The sequence below is a fragment of the Roseobacter sp. OBYS 0001 genome (genome assembly GCF_019654895.1).
Taxonomy (GTDB): Bacteria; Pseudomonadota; Alphaproteobacteria; order Rhodobacterales; family Rhodobacteraceae; genus Roseobacter; species Roseobacter litoralis.
Genome location: NZ_BPES01000005.1, coordinates 73,593 through 91,572 on the forward strand (window position 1 = coordinate 73,593; position 17,980 = coordinate 91,572).

Here is a 17,980-nt window from a genome sequence, read left to right on the forward strand (position 1 = left end):
TCTATCCATGCTTAAACATAATGGGATTGGTTCCATGACGCGGGATGTCATCAGCCAAACCGCACCCGATATCCAGATCGCACGATACGCCGCAGCATTCCGCCGTTGTAAGTGCTGATGCAGCCTTCGTAGGTGCCGCAAGGTCAACCGAATTTTGGCAGGTTTAGTCCACTTGCTATGTCATAGTTTAATGCAGGGCCTTTTCAGGCGCGCGATAGTCAGCGGCGCACAGAAAAGGGTATCGTCATGACGGATCAGCTTCATATTTACGTCGTTGAACGGAATCTGTTCGTGTCTCAGGACATGGTCCTGACGCTCAATGCTGTGTTGCCGTCGGCTGTTTGCTCCGTATTCACGAATGTCGCTGAGGCGCGGTCCGCGAGCAATCAAAAGCGTGATCCGCAGTTGGTCCTTGTTTCTGCAAATGTCGACGGTACTTTTTCTGTCTCACCCGAAGATGCCGAATGGCTCGTCAACCGGCGGGTCATTGCATTTGATGCGAACGACCAAGCGTCCACGTGGGGATGGGTGTATTTGAACAAACCCTTCAGTCAGGAAGAGCTCACGCAAGCTGTCGTATCGCTGCTATCTGATGAGCTGAACAAGCCGGGCGACGCAACATCTGGCCAACCCGCCGCGCGCACAGACTAATCACCCTATGATCTGGTGCGACCCGTCGCCTGACCCCAGGGAAGCCACCCCTTCGTGTGGCCAACATTTGGGATGCCCTGATCTGGCGCAGTGCAACACCTTTTTTACGGAGGCGCGTGCAAGTTCCATGCCACTGTTGGGCTGGGCGCGATGGCGGAAAACGACGTATGGGCCGGTCTGAGTACACCACCGACTGCATCGGATGTTCAACGGTTATCCAGCAAATCCGCTGGAGCCGCTTCCTGCGCGTCTGTGTCAACCGGGAGTTCATCGCTAAGCAGATCACCTTCGCCTTCGCTTGAGGTCGGTTCTGCGACGGGTCGGTCCGGCTGGGCAGTGGTCTGGGGCAAGGCGTCTTCACTGCGCCCCTCCAGCACGCGCACGCCTTGGGGAAAGATGACCTCGCGTGCTTCGTCGGGCATCGAAATCCCCTCAACAGTCAGGGCGGATTTGACGGCGCGCAGCAGCGCCGATTTCAGTTTGATCGGCGATATCATATGCCCATTGAACCAGTAGTAAGTACGGATGTTCACAGTCGACGCGCCTAGCACATCAACAAGGACCATCGGTTCAGGCTCCGCCAAGACGGCGTCATGGGCGTTGAGGGCATCGAGGATGATGCTTTGCGCATCGGCAATCCCCGCATCATATCCGATGCCCACGACAAATTCGCCCCGGCGATTGGGCGAGGACGTGAAGTTTTCGATAACGTTCTTGAAAACGGTGGAATTGGGGATGTGAATCTCATTGCCCTCAACAGACGTCAGCAGCGTACTGCGTGTCGTCATGCTTTTTACTGTGCCGCTGAGGCCGGCGACGCTTATGAAATCACCGCGTTGGAACGGACGACGGACACTGAGGATGAGACTGGAGAGGAAATTCTCGGCGATGTCGCGGAAAGCAAAACCGATCACGATGCCGATAACCCCGGCACCGCCCACCAGCGACAGAGCCAATTGGGTGAGGCCTGCAACCTGCAATACGATGTAGAGGCCCAAAAGAAACACCGGAAAGGCGATGGCACGTGACACGACCTGACGCAGGAAGGGTGATTGAATGCGGTCCTGCAGTAACCAGCGGGCCAGTTTTGACACGAAGCTCGCGACGTACCATGCCAGCGGCAGCACCAGGACGGCGAGCAATAGCAAAGGTAAAACGGTGACCGACTTCTCAGCCAGTCGTTCAAGCTCGGTGAGAGCGGGCGTAAGCGACCACACCGGCCCGTCGTCGACGGTGATACGGTTAACTACAGCCACGACGCCTGATGTTTTCTGCGCCAGATCGCGGGCCCATGTCCGATGCGCGCCCGACCCTGCGGAGCCATCAAGGAAGACGACCCCTTCATCCACTGCGGCGGACAGGTTCGTGTACCAGCCGGTCGCAGTAAGGATGCTTTCGATGCGGCGTTTGATGGCCGTGTCGGGGGCAACGGGCTCGATTTCTACCTGTTGTTCGGGGGCGACAGGGGTATCTTCGGCAGAGGGCTCGGTCGTCTGAGCCATAACAACGCCCTGACCTGCCCCGCATGCAAGGAAAACTGACAGTACCAGTGCCAAGCAAGCAGTTAAGCTATTGAATTTCATGTTTCTTTCATTTCGTTTTCCGCAGCGTGGCGAATGCTCAACACCCTTCACCTGTCTATCTTATACGGACAATGCGCCAAGAGGTTGAAATGTTCCCGCGGCGACCTCTGCGAAAACCATCGCGGAAAAAAGTTTGGAACAATGTCGGCTTGCCTCGTGTTGGTACAGTAATCGGCCCTGAGCCGGAAATGCAAACCACGGAGGAATAAAACCATGAAAAACCTCATGACAACAACAGCCCTTGTTCTCGCCACTGCGATGCCTGTCGCGGCCTATGACGCGAAGTCGGACAGCGTGTTTATGAACTACGAAGAAGGCAGCGCATCGTCTGCCGATCTGCTCGCATCTGACCTGATTGGTATGCGCGTGTACACCAGCACGGCAGATATCGAAACCGAACCTATGGCTGAAATCGACAGCGACTGGGATGACATTGGTGAGGTCAGCGACGTCATCATGTCCCGCGACGGGAAGACAAAATCCATTCTGCTCGATATTGGTGGGTTCCTCGGCATCGGCGAAAAGACTGTTGCCGTGAACTTCGACGAGTTGAAGTTTATCGCTGACGAAGACGACGCTGGCAGCTACTTCCTTGCCTTCTCCGCAAGTCAGGAGATGTTGGAAGAAGCAGAGCCGTTTGATTTCGACCAGATCGGCGCATGGACTTCGGCCAAGTGGAACGAAGCCAAAGCGACGGCCACGCAAACCGCAGGATCTGTCAAACAGTCCGTGACTGAGACCGCCAAGGACGTCAGCCAATCAGCTGAGGAAACAGCAGCTGACGCCAAGGAGTCCGCGCTGGCGACTGCCGCGTATATTGAACAGTCTGCAAACGAAGCGGCAGACGATGTGGAGCGCACGGCCAAGAACTTGACCGCGCCAGAGATTTCCCGCGACGGTTTTGAGCGTTTCGACGCGAGCGAGCTGACCACTGAGATGCTGGTCGGTGCACCGCTGTACGATACCAACGACGAGTGGATCGGCGAAGTGTCCGAGCTGATCGTCGACGAGAAGGGTGAGCTGCAACAAGCGGTACTGGACGTCGGCGGTTTCCTTGGCCTTGGCGAGAAATCGGTGGCGACGAATATGGACAGCCTAACCATCACGCGTGCGCGCGACGGCGGTGAACTGCGCGTCTACGTAGATGCCACGAAAGAACAGCTGGAAGAAATGCCGACTTATAACGGCAGCTAAGCCAAGCTGATCGCAGACATGAGGACCTGGGGCGGCTTGCCCCGGGTCTTTTGCTTGAACGGCGAGTTAGAGTCAGCAAAAGCTTAACAAGTTCGGGTCTGCGCTGAATAGGGATTTGCAGGCCTTGGCTAATCGTTGTGAACCAAGATCCACGTACCGCAGGGCGAGCGAGTAAGCCGTCCTTTTTTTCACATGGTCATGGGCAAATTTCCGGTCCGGCAGCTTGGCGAACGAATGATGACATCACCAGCGTCATTTCCTGCCCGGAGCGGCGCGCTGATCTCCACCGGCTGCTTTCGCCTGTGCTACCCCCGTTCATCGATGCTTTTGCCTTGGCCGTTGCCGGTTTGTTTTCAGATCAGGGAATGCGCCGTTATGCCGATAGCTGTGCAGACCTTCGTGCGATCCATGTCTTGCACAAGGCCCCCAGTTCTTATGTTGCTGGCCCGTACGGCCCGATTTGGCAGCTAACTACAGCGCCTGACACTCAACCCTGTTTTCGCTCCAAAAACCGTGCACCGAGTGTTTAGCAGCCGTCGGTAATGACGGCCTGCTTGCATGACATCAGTGAGACTGTTCTTGCGTTTGTGTATTTGAGAAAAACTCTTCCGCAAATGAGGGATGGACCGGTGTCGCGTCAGTGAACGCGTCTGCCGAAGCCTTGGCCGCGATAAGCGCACTGGCCATTGCGATGAGGTCTTCTGCCCCCTCTGCGGCGATTGCAGCACCTGTTAACGTTTTGTTTTTCTCGTAACGCTAAGCTGATAGAAATCGGGATCATGTGAGGACTGGCCCAGCACGTTCTGCGCGAGCGGAGTAACGGTGCCGCTCTTCCCTTTAGTGTTGTTCGTGCTGCCAACGAAAGCGGCTGGCGGGTAAACGAAGGCTGTCGTCGCCACCAGATCCAAGTTCGCAACAGTGGCACCCTGGCCGTGCAACATATGCGCCAACGTCGTACCATCCGCCGTGGCAACAGGGGTCAAAGGCAACCTGTCAGCCACATCACCAATAGCATAAACGCCAGCGCAGCTGGTTTGAAATTGGTCAGATATTGCCAGAGCACCACTTTCTGCGGTTTTCAGAGCTTTCACAAACTCGCCCAGCTGGTCAATGTTCGGGGAGCGCCCGGACGCCGCGACAACAACATCGGCAGTACCCATTCTACCAGATTTGCAAAAGTATTTTAGCGTGTCGTCTTTTTTGATGGCTGTTACGCTGTCATTCGTTTGAATCGAAATGCCAGTTTCGCGCAGTCCTGACTGCGCATGTAGGGCGAGGTCCTTCGGAAATTTATCAAGAATGTTTGGTCCGTTGTGGATCAGCGTCACCTCAGAACCAAGAGCTCTGAAAATTGCGGCAAACTCGCACCCGATGTAACCACCCCCGATGATTGCGAGGTGTTCTGGACGCGCCTCCCATGACAGCACATCATCGCTGTTCTGCAGATGCTCCGCGCCTTCAATCTCCATCCGGGCTGGACGTCCCCCGGTCGCCAAAACAAGATGCTGCGCGTGATAGGTTTCATCTCCAACCACAACAGTATTGGCGTTGCACACTGTTGCTTCGCCGCGTCTGACAGAAACGCCTTTTTCCGTAAGCTGGTCCGCGAAAGAGGCGCGAATATCGGCGATATGGGCGTCGCGTTTCCTGATTAGCGCCGGGAAGTTGATTGAACTTGATTCTGCGATCCCCTGATCGGCAGCTTGCGCGATGGACCGCGCGGTCCGTCCTGCGACCCATAGTATCTTTTTGGGGACGCAACCCCGGTTTACGCAAGTGCCACCGAGTGCATCACGTTCAATCAAAAGAACCCGTGCGCCAAGATCGGCAGCTGTCCGCGCAAACGCTAAGCCTGCCGAGCCCGCTCCTATTACAATCGTATCAAACGTGTCGTCCCGCATACTATCTGCCATCCCTAAGTGTCACCATGGACAACGATTTGCGAGGGAGTTGGTTCCACGCTCCAGAGCCATTTGTCACGCACAGAACCTGATAACCGCGCGTTAGTTTCGGGCAGGGCTGCGTGCGGATTTTTGACCGCAGCGCTCAACGCTCTTTCCGGGCTATGAAATAACTCAGATGCGGTACGCGAGCCGTTTCTGATCCGCGTACTGCAGTCACTTACCAGTGCTCTATTGGGGGAATTGAAATCACGATTTTCCCGACCGCATGACCGTCTTTCAGGTACGCGTAGGCATCGACCGTAGCCTCCATTGGATAGGTTTTGTCGATGACGGGCTTGACGATCCCGTCTTCGATAAGCTTGCTAAGGTCGGCCAGCATCACACCGTCCGGTTCCATAAAAAACCATTCGAAGCGTACATCATGCTCTTGCGCGAGGTTGTCTGTGTCCTGTCCCTTGATCGAGATAAGCGCACCGCCCTTTTTCAAAACTTGAAACGAGCGGTTCAGGATTTCGCCGCCCATCATATCCAATACGATGTCGTAGTCTGACAGCTCGTCCTCAAAGGACTGATCTCTGTAGTTGATGACAGTATCTGCGCCCAGTTTGCGAACCAAATCCGCGTTGCGTGGGCTGCACGTCGTCGCGACGTCCGCACCGAAGTGTTTGGCAATCTGAATGGCCAGGGTGCCGACACCGCCCGACCCGGCATGGATGAGAACCTTGTCGCCTTTCTTCAATCTCCCTTTGCTGATCAACGCCTGCCACGCTGTCAAACCCGCCAGCGGCACCGACGCAGCCTCCGCATGGCTTATATTGACGGGCTTCAGGGCCAGTTCATCTGCCTTAACACGTGCGATCTGCGCGATGGCGCCTGCATCTTGCTGGTTAGCGCGTGCGAAGACCGCATCGCCTACCTTGAAGCCAGAGACGTCTTTGCCCAACGCGATGATCTCACCAGACACATCGAACCCCATGACATGCGGGAATTCCAGCGGGATGTTGTCCTTCATCGCGCCTGACTGAAGGATGTAATCAATAGGGTTTACGCTTGCCGCATGAACGGCAACCAGAACGGAATCGTCATGCAACTCAGGTGCCGCGATGTCGGCGATTTCGATCTCGGTGTTGTAATCACGAATAATGGCTGCCTTCATGACGGAAGCTCCTCTTGTTGGGTGAATAGAGTGTTATTCGGTCGGGGAATAAGCGCCCGCTGAATAGGTCAACTCATAGCTGTGGCTATAGATTTCGAACACGATGCCGAACGGATCTTCAACATAGACCATGCGGTAAGGCTTCTTGTCGGGAAAGTACTCACGCACCGGCATTCGTTGCTTGCCGCCGGCGGCAACGATTTTGGCCAGTAAACCCTCAAGGTCCGGATCCTGAATGGCAAAGTGGAACATGCCGTGTTTGCGAAACGACAAATTGTCCTGCGGCGCTTCGTTCCCGTCGAATTCGAACAACTCGAACCCGATCCGATCTGCCGTAGCCAGATGCGCAATGCGCAAATGGCCCCAGCCTGCGCCAAAGACATCGGTGCACATTATGCCGATATCACTGTCGTCTTCTGTCACGTCCGTCGGGGGCATAATCGTGTAAAATCCCAGAACCTCGGAGTAGAACTTAACGGCTGCATCAAGGTCCGGGACGGATAGTCCAATATGAGAAAACGTGCGGGGTGTTGGTAGCATGAAGCTTCCTTTCAAATGTGAGTGACATGGTCGGATTGGATGGGTTCAGGGATCGGGTGCCATTGGGCCCGCAATGATTGTTGCCGCTTTGAAGCCGGGCTGTTCTTGCAGATCACCCCAGTACATCTTGATGCGTGGGTGGCTATCGAGAAACCCATTCCCGTCCAGATTCGCGAGAAGGTAGGAAAACTGGATGTCCGCGAGGCAGGCTGTTTCGCCAAATAACAGACCGGTTCGAGGCAGGTGTTGATCGATGTAATTCAGGTGCTTGCGCAGCTTGCCGCGCGCGGCATCCGACGGCTCATCGCCTTTGAGGATGGGGATCATGACATCCATGCAGACGCCGGCAAAGGAGCCCTCGACGTAATCGAGAAGCTCTTCGTGTCGGATATCGTCGGGTGCACCCTGGGGGCGGTGCGTTTTGTCGCCGAATTTATCCACAAGATACCGCAAGCAGGTCGCGGACTCTGCCAGCATCAAATCGCCGTCTTCAAGGACTGGTGATTTGCCCAGAGGATGCACCTTTTTCAAAGCGTCCGGTGCGTGAAACTGGTCTGTTCGATCATATTGGACCAGATCATAGGGCTGCCCCATATCCTCCATAAGCCAAATAAGCCGGGTCGCCCTGGAGTAGGCAAGGCAATGTATTTTGATCATCGGATGCGCTTTCTGATTTCAGGTCAATTGCGGCCTCTCCGCCGTGAGGTGGTGCCTCAGGGCAGGTAGATGGCCTTGGTGTTGACGAATTCTTTCATGCCGAAGCCGCCGTGTTCGCGGCCGAAACCTGAATCTTTCACACCGCCGAACGGCATGTTCGGATCTGCGGCGCCGAACGAATTGATGCGGACCATGCCGGTATCAAAATGGTCGCGCGCCAGTCTGAGGGCTTTGTCCTCGTCTTTGCTAAAGATGCCACCGCCCAGCCCGTACCGGCTGTCATTGGCAATGCGCATGGCATCGGCGTCGTCGCGAGCTTTGATCACAGCGGCAACCGGTCCGAAAATCTCGTCGTCATAGGCGGGCGTCCCCGGCTGGCAATTCGCCAGCACGGTCGCGGGGTAGTATTGGCCTGTGCGATCCGGTGCCGTCCCGCCGCACAGAATTTCAGCGCCGCCTTTGACACTCTGCGAGACCTGTTCGCTGACCGTCTCGAACTGCTCCGCGCTTGATAATGGGCCAAGCTCTGTGTCCTGATCCGTCGGATCGCCCATACGTATCGCCTCCATCTGCTCAACAAAGGCGCCGACAAATGCGTCGTAGACGGGCTCGGTCACAACAAAGCGTTTCGCAGACACACAGGTTTGACCGTTATTGTACAGCCGACCCTGCACACAGGTTTTGACGGCAAGTTCAATATCGGCATCTTCAAGCACCAGATAGGCGTCGTTTGAGCCCAGCTCCAGCACTGATTTCTTCAGGTTCTTGGTGGCGAGCTGGCCGATGTGCCGCCCACCTGCGTCGCTGCCCGTCATTGTGACGCCCCGCACCAGCTTGTGCTCTATCATGGCGTCAGACGTGTCATGGTCGACGATCACGACATCAAACAATCCTTCCGGCAACCCCGTTTCGAGGCAAAGGTCACGCAGCTTCAGCCCGCTCCCCGTGCAGACGGACGCATGCTTCAGGATGACGCCGTTGCCAGCCATCAGGTTCGCGGCGAGAACGCGCACCGGCTGATAGATCGGAAAATTCCACGGCTGGATACTGTAAATGACGCCAATCGGGCAATGGGCGACGATCCCGTTTTTGTCGCCGCCGCTATGGGTGCGGTCTTCGTCAGCCAAGGTGGCGGGGCCATGCTCAGCGGAATACTCGAAAATCTGCGCGCAGAGTTCCACCTCCGTCTTGCCGTCCCGAAGCAGTTTCCCCGTCTCTTCAGACATCAGAGCGGCCAGAGCCTCGGTGTCGTTCCGCAACGCTGATGCGATATCGCGCAGATAGGTTGCGCGGTCTGCATGGCTTTTGGTCCGCCAGTCCAGAAAGGCATTGTGACAGTTTTCGAGTTTATCGAATGCCTCGTTGGAGGACATAAGCTCGTAGGTTTTGATCGTCTTGTCCGTCGCAGGATTGGTAGTGGATATCTGCGTCATTCTGAGCCTCCAAGCGTTTGTATGTCTATTTACAACCGCTGAGCAGTTGTTGTTGTTCCAAACAAACGTATAAATTTCGGGAAAGGCTGAATTTCGGGATCAACTTAAGCGTTCCGGGTTCGGCTCCAATCCCACTACGCAAACTGTGCCTCGACGATGGGCACAGCAGCTGGCTCGCGATCAGCTTTTCCGCGATTCCCGCTATCTGGATGCAGTAACGGGTTGTCTTTCGCGATACTGTCGCCTGAGCTGCCTTGCGCGGTTTTCTGCGCTGTCCGTTGAATAAATGGTACTTAAGGGTTGGGCGACAAGAACCGCAATCATCGTTCAACCCGGTCTTTGTGCCGGAATGGCCGATGATATCTTATCAAATGACAAAAGACTGGTTCTTCGGGCTGCGAATACGGCTGCAGCAGCACCAAAAAGGTTTGCCAAAGCAGCAGCGACGACGATCCCCATATACCCAAACACCACCACGCCGATCCACGCAAGCGGAAGATAGACTGCGAATATACGGCCAAGGCTGAGGGACATGGACCACACCGCTTTGTCTCTGGCGTTCATCGCGGCATTCACGATCACAACCATTCCATACCCAAACAATGTAAAGCCCACGATGCGCAGATAGCTTGCTGCGTATTCCTGATCGCTTTCGCTTGCGGCCAGAAGCCCCGCAATAGGGGTTGCGAACAGCGCCAAAACAAGTGCGATTGCCGCCCCATAGGCGAGACTGAACCTAAAGGCCCATACCGTCGCGGATTGTGCCCGCTCTGTTTCTTTGGCTCCCCAGTTCTGCCCCACAACCGGTCCGATCCCCGCTGACAAGGCCATAAGTGGGACCAACAAAATTGATTGTACGCGCCCCGCTGCGCCGAAACCGGCAACTGCGTCATCCCCGACCGTGGCGACGGCCGCAGTGACGAGCGCCATACCCGCCGGATTGATCGCGTTAGACATCGCCGCGGGCAATCCGACCTTCAGAATGGTGCGCGCACTGGCGAAAACGCCAGTCAGAACGTTCCCGCAGACACCTAAGAGGCCGCGCTGCCACGCGATCCATAGTGCTATCCCAACTGCAACAACCCTCCCAATCAAAGTGGACATCGCCGCACCGGCTGTTCCCATTTCGGGGATTGGGCCCCATCCAAAGATAAATATCGGGTTCAGGGCGATACCGAAAAAGGCCGCCACGATCATGATGGCAGCAGACGTGGCGCCGTCTCCGTGGGCGCGAAACACAGAATTCGTGACCATCATAACCACGAGGAACGGCAGCGACAGCGACCAGAGCGGCATGTATTCTGCGACTTCTTTGGCAACATCTTCTTTTGCGCCCAAAGCCCCGAATGCCACAGGGAAGGCAAGCCATACGGCTGTGGCCAGAACCACAGAGAGCACGCAGCCCAACCCAATGGCGTGCAGCGCCAAACGCTGTACGTCTTCTTTGTTCGAACCCGCGCCGACTTTCTGCGATAGGGCTGCGTTGGCACCTGCGCTCAATCCGATGGAAAGAGATGTCAGCGCGGTGATTACAGGGTAAATGAACCCCACCGCAGCAAGGGCCGCACCACTGACCTGACCCAAGAAATACGCGTCAGCTAGACCGACAGCGATGACTGAGAAGATGCCAAGGGCCATGGGGGCGGACATAATGGTCAGGGCTTTCCAAATGGGGCCCTCAGTCAGGATTTTTGTTTTGGTATTGGCCAAGAGGCGCATCCTCAGAACAGGTGTCGAACAGACAATGGTGAATCGAAATCGGGGGTGCTATTGCGTGGCAAGAAGACCCAAAAGCCGCTGTTCGGCAGCGAACAGACCGTTGCGCTTGACGGCGTCAAACGTTTTTGCGGGTTGCCCGGCCAAGTCAATGACCGCTGGGTGAATGTAGCTGTTGCGCGCTACCGTCGGCGTGTTGTGCAAACGTTCTGACGCTGCGGTGGCCATGTCTTTGATCGTTGCATCGCCCTTTTCAGCGCGCAGGAATGCGGCCAGCGTGCCTGCCCATGTGCGAAAGGTCTTTGCGGTAATTTCTGCGCCGCCCCCGGCTTCCTTGAGGTATGCGTTCAGCTGGTGGGAGGACAAGGTATGCGGCTCACCTGCGTCATCAACCCAAGTGAGCAAGGTCGCGCCGGGCAGGTCATGCGCCAGATGCAGCAACCGTTGCAGCTTCCGGTTCGTCACAACTGTCCTTACCTTTTGTCCACCCTTCGCTTTGAAGTTAAGCTCGATGTTGTCATCGTTCAGCGACAGGTGACGCCTGCGCAGTGTCAGCGCTCCGTAGCTTCCGTTTTGCTGCGCATGTTCCGGATGCCCCACCCGAAGGGCTGAGCGGTCAATCAGTGTCGTGGCGGCTGCCAGGGCGAATTCCATGTCACCAGGATCAGCCGTGAGATCACGATCAACGCGGGCTCGGATGGTGGGCAGGGCCTCACCAAAGGCTGCGAGTTGACCGAACTTCGTATCAGACTGCGCGGCCGACCATTTCACGTGATAGCGGTATTGCTTGCGCTTGCGCACATCCCGCCCGGTTGCTTGCAGATGGCCGTTGTGTTGAGCGCAAATCCAAACGTCTTCATATGCGGGTGGGATCGCCAAGGCATCGATACGTTTGCGTTCAGCGCCGCGCGCGATGGTCGTGCCATCAGGAGCAATATAGGAAAAACCCCGCCCACGGCGACGCCGAGAAATGCCCGGATCTGCGTCCGACACATATACCAGTTGTCTGCTCACAATTTGTCGACTTCGGATGATAACTTCAGAACCGCGTCGCCATCTTTCTGCTTGATGTATAACGCGGGATCATCTTGCGAACCATTGCGGGTAACCTCGGTTCCTTTGATCTTACGCGTGGTCTTTTCTGCAAAAATCGATTGCACTTTACCTGTCGCAGTGCCGCTGCCCCACGCCCACTGCACCTCGTCCCCTTCTTTGATCTTTGCCACTTTAAACCTCGGTTTTTGCTACACCTTGTGAACGGCCCAGAGCGGTTAAAGGTTCCAAGACAATGTTCGACCAATATGAAAAGGGAAGGATTGACAGTTCGTTCTGCATCAAACTTGCGCTGCGTCCGAACTCCGCCGCACGACCTTGGGCGCGATCGCACGAGACCATTATTGGGTGCATCCTCGACGTGGCCTCTTGGACCTGTCCCAACACCCGTAGTTCAGGCCCAGAAAACCGATGCGACCCCTGACGCAGCACAAAAAAACAGCGGCGATGATAACGTTCACCGCCGCTGTGTACTCGTTACGCGTTTCGTACCGTTAGAATAATCAAGCCGCGCTGGCGTTCACGCCACCTGTTGCGATGCTCGTCATCGTCCGGTCACCGTCATATGTCTTGTTCAGACAGTCTTGAAGGATAGCGCCATCTTCATCATGACCGAGGCGGTTGGCAAAGGCTGTCAGGCAGCCGTAGCCAGCAAGCGCGTAGTGCACCATGCGCTGATATTGCGTGATGATCATCGCGTCGCGTGACGCATCGTCCCCAAAGTCCGCATTCAGGACGTGTGCTTTGGCTTCGGCAACAAGACCTTCCATGCCCTTGCAATGCTCACCGTTAGGGTCGATGTTGTGCTTGCTGCAAATCTCTGCAACCTTCTCCATCCCCTCGTTGATCCCGTTGGACCCCGCGATCAGCGCTTTGGACAGATCGGTGTCCGATGCGGCTTGACCAAGTTCCGTCAGCACGCTCAAAGCCTGTTTGTTCGCGCTCCAAAGGTCTTGCAATTGGTCATGGTAGACGTCTTCGAGTGAATTGATTGTCATCTGACATTTCCTTTCCTTGATCGTTTTTTCGCGCTGAGGAACGAGCAATACACAATTGCGTCCTGCTCGTTTTGCGCTTTGTCGGCTTTTTCTGTTGCATTCTGAACAGACTGGGGGAGCATTTCACCGCCGCCCCGTCGACACCGTCAGTGGCTGCTGAGAAACTTGTCCACTTCAGCTTTGACTTCTTCTTTGGTCTTTCCGTACTTCGCTTGGATTTTGCCTTCCAGCGCGTCGCGGTCACCGTTGACTTCGGCGATCTCGTCGTCCGTCAGTTCACCCCATTGGGCCTTGACTGAGCCGGACATCTCTTTCCATTTTCCTTCGATTTGATCCCAATTCATGTTGATAACCTTTCTGTAGGTGTGTTTGTTCGCCCGCACACGGTGTGTGAACGGGTTTTTCAGTCGCTGAGCAGTCGTGGGTTTTAGGTGGTTGCGGTGGTCCCACGTGGCCCCGCGAAGAACCAGACGAGGAAGCCGACAATCGGCAGGACGAGGACGAGAAGCGTCCACAGCGCTTTTGCTGCGAGCGATGCGCGGCTCGATACGATATTGATGATCGCGTAAACGTCCGCGACCAAAATCAAAAGTCCGAGAATGCCATATTCCATTGAAGAGCTTCCTCCGTTCGTGGTTCAAGGTGTTAACCACTCGGAGACTGTTTTGTTCCATCACGCCGTGCCCGCTGAGACGCGCTTGGCGCCTTGGCGGGTGATTATTGCTTAGCAACTTACTGAAATATAGTCCTTTTTCTTCTGTTTATTTCATAATCGCGCGGCGGCAGCATGTGCATGTATTTGCGCACCTGAAGCATTATGACCACTGATCGACGCCCACGCAGGCGACGGGCGTAAGGCCAAACATCACTGTGTTGGACGAGCGGAAATACTCGTGCACGGATGATCAACCTCGGGCGGGTACTTGGCTTTTGTGCAAACAGGGGCATTCAGTTTCTCATAAATGCCCCTGTTGTTAATGGGTAAATCACACACTCATGCAGATGTATTTCATCTCAAGGAAGTCTTCGATGCCGTGGTGTGATCCCTCCCGGCCCAGCCCGGATTGTTTCACACCGCCGAAGGGGCCGAGTTCGGTTGAGATGATACCCGTGTTCACGCCCACGATGCCGTATTCCAGCGCCTCTGACACTTTGTAAACGCGGCTGAGGTCCTTGGCATAAAAATACGACGCAAGACCAAAGATCGTATCATTGGCCATTGCGATCACATCATCTTCATCCTCGAATTTGAACAGAGGGGCGAGGGGGCCGAATGTCTCTTCCTGCGCGACTTTCATGTCTTGGGTCACGCCAGTCACAATCGTCGGCTCAAAGAACGAGCCACCCAGATCGTGCGGTTTGCCGCCCGTCAGCACAGCACCACCGTTTGAAACCACGTCGTTCATATGGTCCTGCACTTTTTCGACGGCTTCTGTGTTGATCAGCGGGCCGGTTGTCACGCCGTCCTCAAGACCATCGCCGACGCGCAACCCTTCGACGGCGGTTTTCAGTTTTTCGGCAAAGGCGTCATAGACCCCGGCCTGAACGTAGATTCGGTTTGCACAGACACAGGTCTGACCGTTGTTGCGGAACTTGCACATCATCGCGCCCTCAACGGCGGCATCAAGATCCGCGTCGTCAAACACGATAAACGGGGCATTCCCGCCCAGCTCCATAGAGCACTTCATGACCTGATCGGCGGCCTGTTTCAAAAGAATGCGACCGACTTCGGTTGAGCCAGTGAACGTCAGCTTGCGCACGCCGGGGTTTTCGCAGAACTCCTTGCCGATTTCCGAAGACGACGACGATGGTACAACGTTGAAGACACCCGCGGGGATGCCCGCGCGCTCTGCCAGAACACCCATTGCGATGGCGGACAACGGCGTCTCAGCCGCCGGGCGGGCCACAAAGGTACACCCGACCGCAAGGGCAGGGGCCGCCTTGCGGGTGATCATCGCGTTGGGGAAATTCCACGGGGTAATCGAGGCGGCAACGCCGATGGGTTGCTTGAGCACGATGATACGTTTGTCGCGCTGGTGCCCCGGAATGGTCTCTCCGTAAACGCGTTTTGCCTGTTCCCCCATAAACTCGATAAAGCTCGCCCCATAGGCGATCTCGCCCTTGGCCTCGGCGTGAGGCTTGCCCTGTTCCGCGGTCAGGATGGTCGCAAGGTCGTCCGCATGCGCGATCATCAGATCAAACCATTGGCGCATCACGCCTGCGCGCTCTTTCCCGGTTTGAGCCGCCCATTCTTTCTGCGCCACCTCAGCGCGCGCGATGGCTTTGGCCACTTGCGCGCGGCTCAGATCCGCGACCTGCGCGATGACGTCACCGCGTGCGGGGTTCGTGACGTCAAAGGTGCCGTTTTCTCCATCAATCCATGCGCCATCCACATAGGCGCGCGTTTCCAGCAGGCTGGGGTCCTTCAGCAGTGATTTGAGGTTGGTTGCAGGCATGTCTTTCATTTGTCGTTCTCCCGAAAATGGCTGTTGTCTGCATTTCAAGTCTGACAATGATTGTCCAGTTCCACAAAACAGGAGGCGTGGATGAAACTGGATGATGCCTATGCCAATGCTGCCTATATTCCGCAGGCGGCGCAGTATCCGCCGCGCTGGTCCGAGGCGGCCGCCGCCTTTCGCGAGGCGATGGGTGCGCGCGCAGACCTTGGTGTGTCCTACGGGCCGAGCGCGCGGCAGGCCTATGATCTGTTTCATTCAGAGGGTCCGGCCCATGGGACGATGGTTTTCGTGCATGGGGGCTATTGGCTGAAATTCGGACGCTCCACATGGTCGCATTTTGCCAAAGGCGTATTGGCGCGCAATTGGAATGTGGCGATGGTCGAATATGATCTGTGCCCCGATGTGACGATTGCGCAGATCACCCGACAGGTCGCGACAGCGATCACGTCGCTTGCGGCGCGGCTCGATGGCCCGATGACCCTGAGCGGTCATTCAGCGGGCGGGCATCTGGTGGCGCGTATGCTGGCACCGGGCATGCTTGCGCCGGATGTGGCAGCGCGCATTCAAAAGGTCGCGCCGATTTCCCCGGTGGCGGACCTGCGCCCTTTGCTTGAAACCTCGATGAATGCGGATTTCAAAATGGACCTCGCCATTGCCGCAGCCGAAAGCCCCGTCTTGCAACCGCCCCCGGACACGCCGGTGTGCATCTGGGTCGGGGCACAGGAACGCCCGGTCTTTCTGCAACAAGCCGCCGCCCTTGCGGGGGCGTGGTCGGTGCCAAAGGTGATCGTGCCGTCAAAACACCATTTCGATGTGATCGACGCGCTGTGTGATCCGCAAAGTGACCTTGTCCGTTATCTGACAACGTAAAAAGGCTTGATCGGTGCGCGTGTTTCGGCCAAGACGCTTGCAGGCTGTGGGCGATGGCGTCGCCCGAGAACCTTCGCCTTGATTGTCCTGAACGCCGGGACAGTTCAGTCAAAGGAGATGCGTCTATGACCACTCAATCCAAAACCGCACGTCCCGAAATGTACCGCTATCACAACGGTGAGAAATCGCCGCTGCCTTTTGCCGCTGCAGAATACGAAGCGCGCCTGTCCGAGTTGCGTGAGCGCATGCAGGCCGTTGGCGCACAAGCCGCTGTTTTCACCTCAATGCACAACATCGCCTATTATTCCGGGTTTCTGTATTGCTCCTTTGGCCGCCCCTATGGTCTGGTCGTAACGGAATCCGAATGCGTGACCATCAGCGCAGGCATTGACGCAGGCCAGCCATGGCGGCGCAGTTTTGCGGATAACATCACCTACACCGATTGGCAGCGCGACAATTTCTGGCGCGCCGTTGCGTCGGTGACGGGCAAGAACAAGGTTGTCGGATATGAGGGCGATCACCTGACCCTGATCCAGCGGGACAAGATGGAGGATTTCCTTTCCCCGATGTCCATGGTGGATGTCTATGACACCACCATGCAGCAGCGCATGCATAAATCCGAAGCCGAAATCGCGCTCATCCGCCATGGTGCGCAGGTCGCGGATGTGGGCGGCTATGCCATTCGTGATGCGATCAAGGCCGGTGTGCGCGAGATCGACGTCGCCATGGCTGGCCGCGATGCAATGGAGCAGGAGATCGCCAAACGCTTCCCGGATGCGGAATATCGCGACACATGGGTGTGGTTCCAGTCCGGTCTGAACACCGATGGTGCGCATAACCCGGTGACGTCCCGTGTTCTGGAACGTGGCGACATCCTCAGCCTGAACACCTTCCCGATGATTTCTGGGTATTACACCGCGCTGGAACGCACGCTGTTCGTTCAGGAAGTCGACAAAGCCAGCTTGGGCATTTGGGAAGCAAACGTCGCCGCGCATGAATACGGCATGAGCCTGCTCAAGCCCGGCGCGTCCTGTGCCGAGATCACCCACAAGATCAACGATTTCTTTGAAGAGCGGGATCTGTTGCAATACCGGACCTTTGGCTATGGTCACTCCTTTGGCGTGCTGAGCCACTATTACGGCCGTGAAGCCGGATTGGAACTGCGCGAAGACATCGACACGGTTCTGGAGCCGGGCATGGTTATCTCGATGGAGCCGATGCTGACCATCGCAAATGGTCAACCGGGCGCGGGCGGATATCGTGAGCATGATATTCTCGTCATCACCGAAGACGGCAATGAAAACATCACAGGCTATCCTTACGGTCCCGGCTTTAACGTCGTCGGGTAAGATCACTGCGATTTGCCAATTGACGCCCGGTCCGCCGGGCGTCTTTTCGTTCTGAGCCGTAAAAAGACGCAACTATTGCGGTCCTTTGGGCTGCAAGAGGCAAAACCGGTCCTATATCAAAGATAGAATAGGGAAAAGGACCAGATCTGTGGTATTTGCGCGTTTGATGGGAATGGCACTCGTTGCTCTGACGATTGTCTTTATCTGCCTGTGGTTTTACGCGCGTGCCGCCCGGCGCGAAAAATTGGAAGCGCAGTGGGATGAAAATCAAGGCCCCGGACGACGGGAAAGCTTTGTAAAAGCCGAATTGTCCACGTATGAAAGCACATTGAAGCGCAAGCTGATCTGGGGCGTTTATATCATACCCGGCTGTTTACTTGCTCTCTTGATATATGTGACCAATATGAGTTGAGGTGA

Annotated in this window: 19 protein-coding genes; 5 read left to right on the forward strand and 14 right to left on the reverse strand. The window is 56.1% G+C overall.

The window, feature by feature from the left end:
- Window positions 1–246: 246 nt before the first annotated feature.
- Entirely contained in the window at window positions 247–651 is a 405-nt protein-coding gene (locus tag K5Q35_RS12230) for a hypothetical protein (RefSeq protein WP_220799762.1), read from the forward strand.
- 206 nt (window positions 652–857) lie between these two features.
- Here K5Q35_RS12230 and K5Q35_RS12235 read toward each other — a convergent pair whose 3' ends face one another.
- Entirely contained in the window at window positions 858–2,153 is a 1,296-nt protein-coding gene (locus K5Q35_RS12235) for a mechanosensitive ion channel family protein (protein WP_013960099.1), read from the reverse strand.
- Window positions 2,154–2,447: 294 nt separating this feature from the next.
- Between K5Q35_RS12235 and K5Q35_RS12240 the strand changes: the two genes are divergently transcribed.
- A complete protein-coding gene (locus K5Q35_RS12240; protein WP_220799764.1) occupies window positions 2,448–3,428 on the forward strand; it encodes a PRC-barrel domain-containing protein in 981 nt (326 codons plus the stop codon).
- 564 nt (window positions 3,429–3,992) lie between these two features.
- On the opposite strand, the gene K5Q35_RS22930 is transcribed toward K5Q35_RS12240, so the two are convergent.
- The 13 genes from K5Q35_RS22930 to K5Q35_RS12305 all read right to left on the reverse strand — a co-directional run bounded on the left by K5Q35_RS22930 (window position 3,993) and on the right by K5Q35_RS12305 (window position 15,350).
- Window positions 3,993–4,115: a hypothetical protein gene (locus K5Q35_RS22930; RefSeq protein WP_374758617.1), complete on the reverse strand. Its 123-nt coding sequence runs from the start codon at window positions 4,113–4,115 to the stop codon at window positions 3,993–3,995.
- A 44-nt stretch (window positions 4,116–4,159) separates the two neighbouring features.
- Window positions 4,160–5,341 carry an FAD-dependent oxidoreductase gene (locus K5Q35_RS12250; protein WP_220799765.1) on the reverse strand — a complete coding sequence of 394 codons (1,182 nt, stop codon included), beginning with the start codon at window positions 5,339–5,341 and terminating at the stop codon, window positions 4,160–4,162.
- 208 nt (window positions 5,342–5,549) lie between these two features.
- Window positions 5,550–6,488, reverse strand: a complete 939-nt coding sequence (locus K5Q35_RS12255; protein ID WP_220799766.1) for an NADP-dependent oxidoreductase — start codon at window positions 6,486–6,488, stop codon at window positions 5,550–5,552.
- A 33-nt stretch (window positions 6,489–6,521) separates the two neighbouring features.
- Window positions 6,522–7,028: a lactoylglutathione lyase family protein gene (locus tag K5Q35_RS12260; protein WP_013960104.1), complete on the reverse strand. Its 507-nt coding sequence runs from the start codon at window positions 7,026–7,028 to the stop codon at window positions 6,522–6,524.
- 45 nt (window positions 7,029–7,073) lie between these two features.
- A complete protein-coding gene (locus K5Q35_RS12265) occupies window positions 7,074–7,685 on the reverse strand; it encodes a glutathione S-transferase family protein (RefSeq protein ID WP_220799767.1) in 612 nt (203 codons plus the stop codon).
- Window positions 7,686–7,741: 56 nt separating this feature from the next.
- Complete coding sequence (locus K5Q35_RS12270) at window positions 7,742–9,118, reverse strand: NAD-dependent succinate-semialdehyde dehydrogenase (protein WP_220799768.1); 1,377 nt, start codon at window positions 9,116–9,118, stop codon at window positions 7,742–7,744.
- 327 nt (window positions 9,119–9,445) lie between these two features.
- Window positions 9,446–10,828 (reverse strand): MATE family efflux transporter, encoded by a 1,383-nt coding sequence (locus K5Q35_RS12275; RefSeq protein ID WP_259650532.1) that lies wholly within the window; start codon window positions 10,826–10,828, stop codon window positions 9,446–9,448.
- A gap of 57 nt (window positions 10,829–10,885) precedes the next feature.
- A complete protein-coding gene (locus K5Q35_RS12280; RefSeq protein WP_220799770.1) occupies window positions 10,886–11,848 on the reverse strand; it encodes a DNA topoisomerase IB in 963 nt (320 codons plus the stop codon).
- Window positions 11,845–12,060 (reverse strand): DUF2945 domain-containing protein, encoded by a 216-nt coding sequence (locus K5Q35_RS12285; RefSeq protein WP_013960109.1) that lies wholly within the window; start codon window positions 12,058–12,060, stop codon window positions 11,845–11,847. Before K5Q35_RS12285 ends, K5Q35_RS12280 begins: the two co-directional genes overlap by 4 nt.
- Window positions 12,061–12,390: 330 nt before the next feature.
- On the reverse strand, window positions 12,391–12,885 hold the full coding sequence (locus K5Q35_RS12290; RefSeq protein ID WP_013960111.1) for a ferritin-like domain-containing protein: 495 nt from the start codon (window positions 12,883–12,885) through the stop codon (window positions 12,391–12,393).
- 146 nt (window positions 12,886–13,031) lie between these two features.
- On the reverse strand, window positions 13,032–13,229 hold the full coding sequence (locus K5Q35_RS12295; protein ID WP_013960112.1) for a CsbD family protein: 198 nt from the start codon (window positions 13,227–13,229) through the stop codon (window positions 13,032–13,034).
- 83 nt (window positions 13,230–13,312) lie between these two features.
- Window positions 13,313–13,498: a PLD nuclease N-terminal domain-containing protein gene (locus K5Q35_RS12300; RefSeq protein ID WP_013960113.1), complete on the reverse strand. Its 186-nt coding sequence runs from the start codon at window positions 13,496–13,498 to the stop codon at window positions 13,313–13,315.
- 373 nt (window positions 13,499–13,871) lie between these two features.
- Window positions 13,872–15,350 (reverse strand): NAD-dependent succinate-semialdehyde dehydrogenase, encoded by a 1,479-nt coding sequence (locus tag K5Q35_RS12305; RefSeq protein WP_220799771.1) that lies wholly within the window; start codon window positions 15,348–15,350, stop codon window positions 13,872–13,874.
- Window positions 15,351–15,431: 81 nt separating this feature from the next.
- Here K5Q35_RS12305 and K5Q35_RS12310 point away from each other — a divergent pair, with 81 nt between their 5' ends.
- From K5Q35_RS12310 to K5Q35_RS12320, 3 genes are all read left to right on the forward strand, one after another.
- A complete protein-coding gene (locus K5Q35_RS12310) occupies window positions 15,432–16,214 on the forward strand; it encodes an alpha/beta hydrolase (RefSeq protein ID WP_220799772.1) in 783 nt (260 codons plus the stop codon).
- A gap of 125 nt (window positions 16,215–16,339) precedes the next feature.
- On the forward strand, window positions 16,340–17,563 hold the full coding sequence (locus K5Q35_RS12315; protein ID WP_220799773.1) for a M24 family metallopeptidase: 1,224 nt from the start codon (window positions 16,340–16,342) through the stop codon (window positions 17,561–17,563).
- 148 nt (window positions 17,564–17,711) lie between these two features.
- Window positions 17,712–17,975 (forward strand): hypothetical protein, encoded by a 264-nt coding sequence (locus K5Q35_RS12320; RefSeq protein WP_013960117.1) that lies wholly within the window; start codon window positions 17,712–17,714, stop codon window positions 17,973–17,975.
- Window positions 17,976–17,980 lie beyond the last annotated feature (5 nt).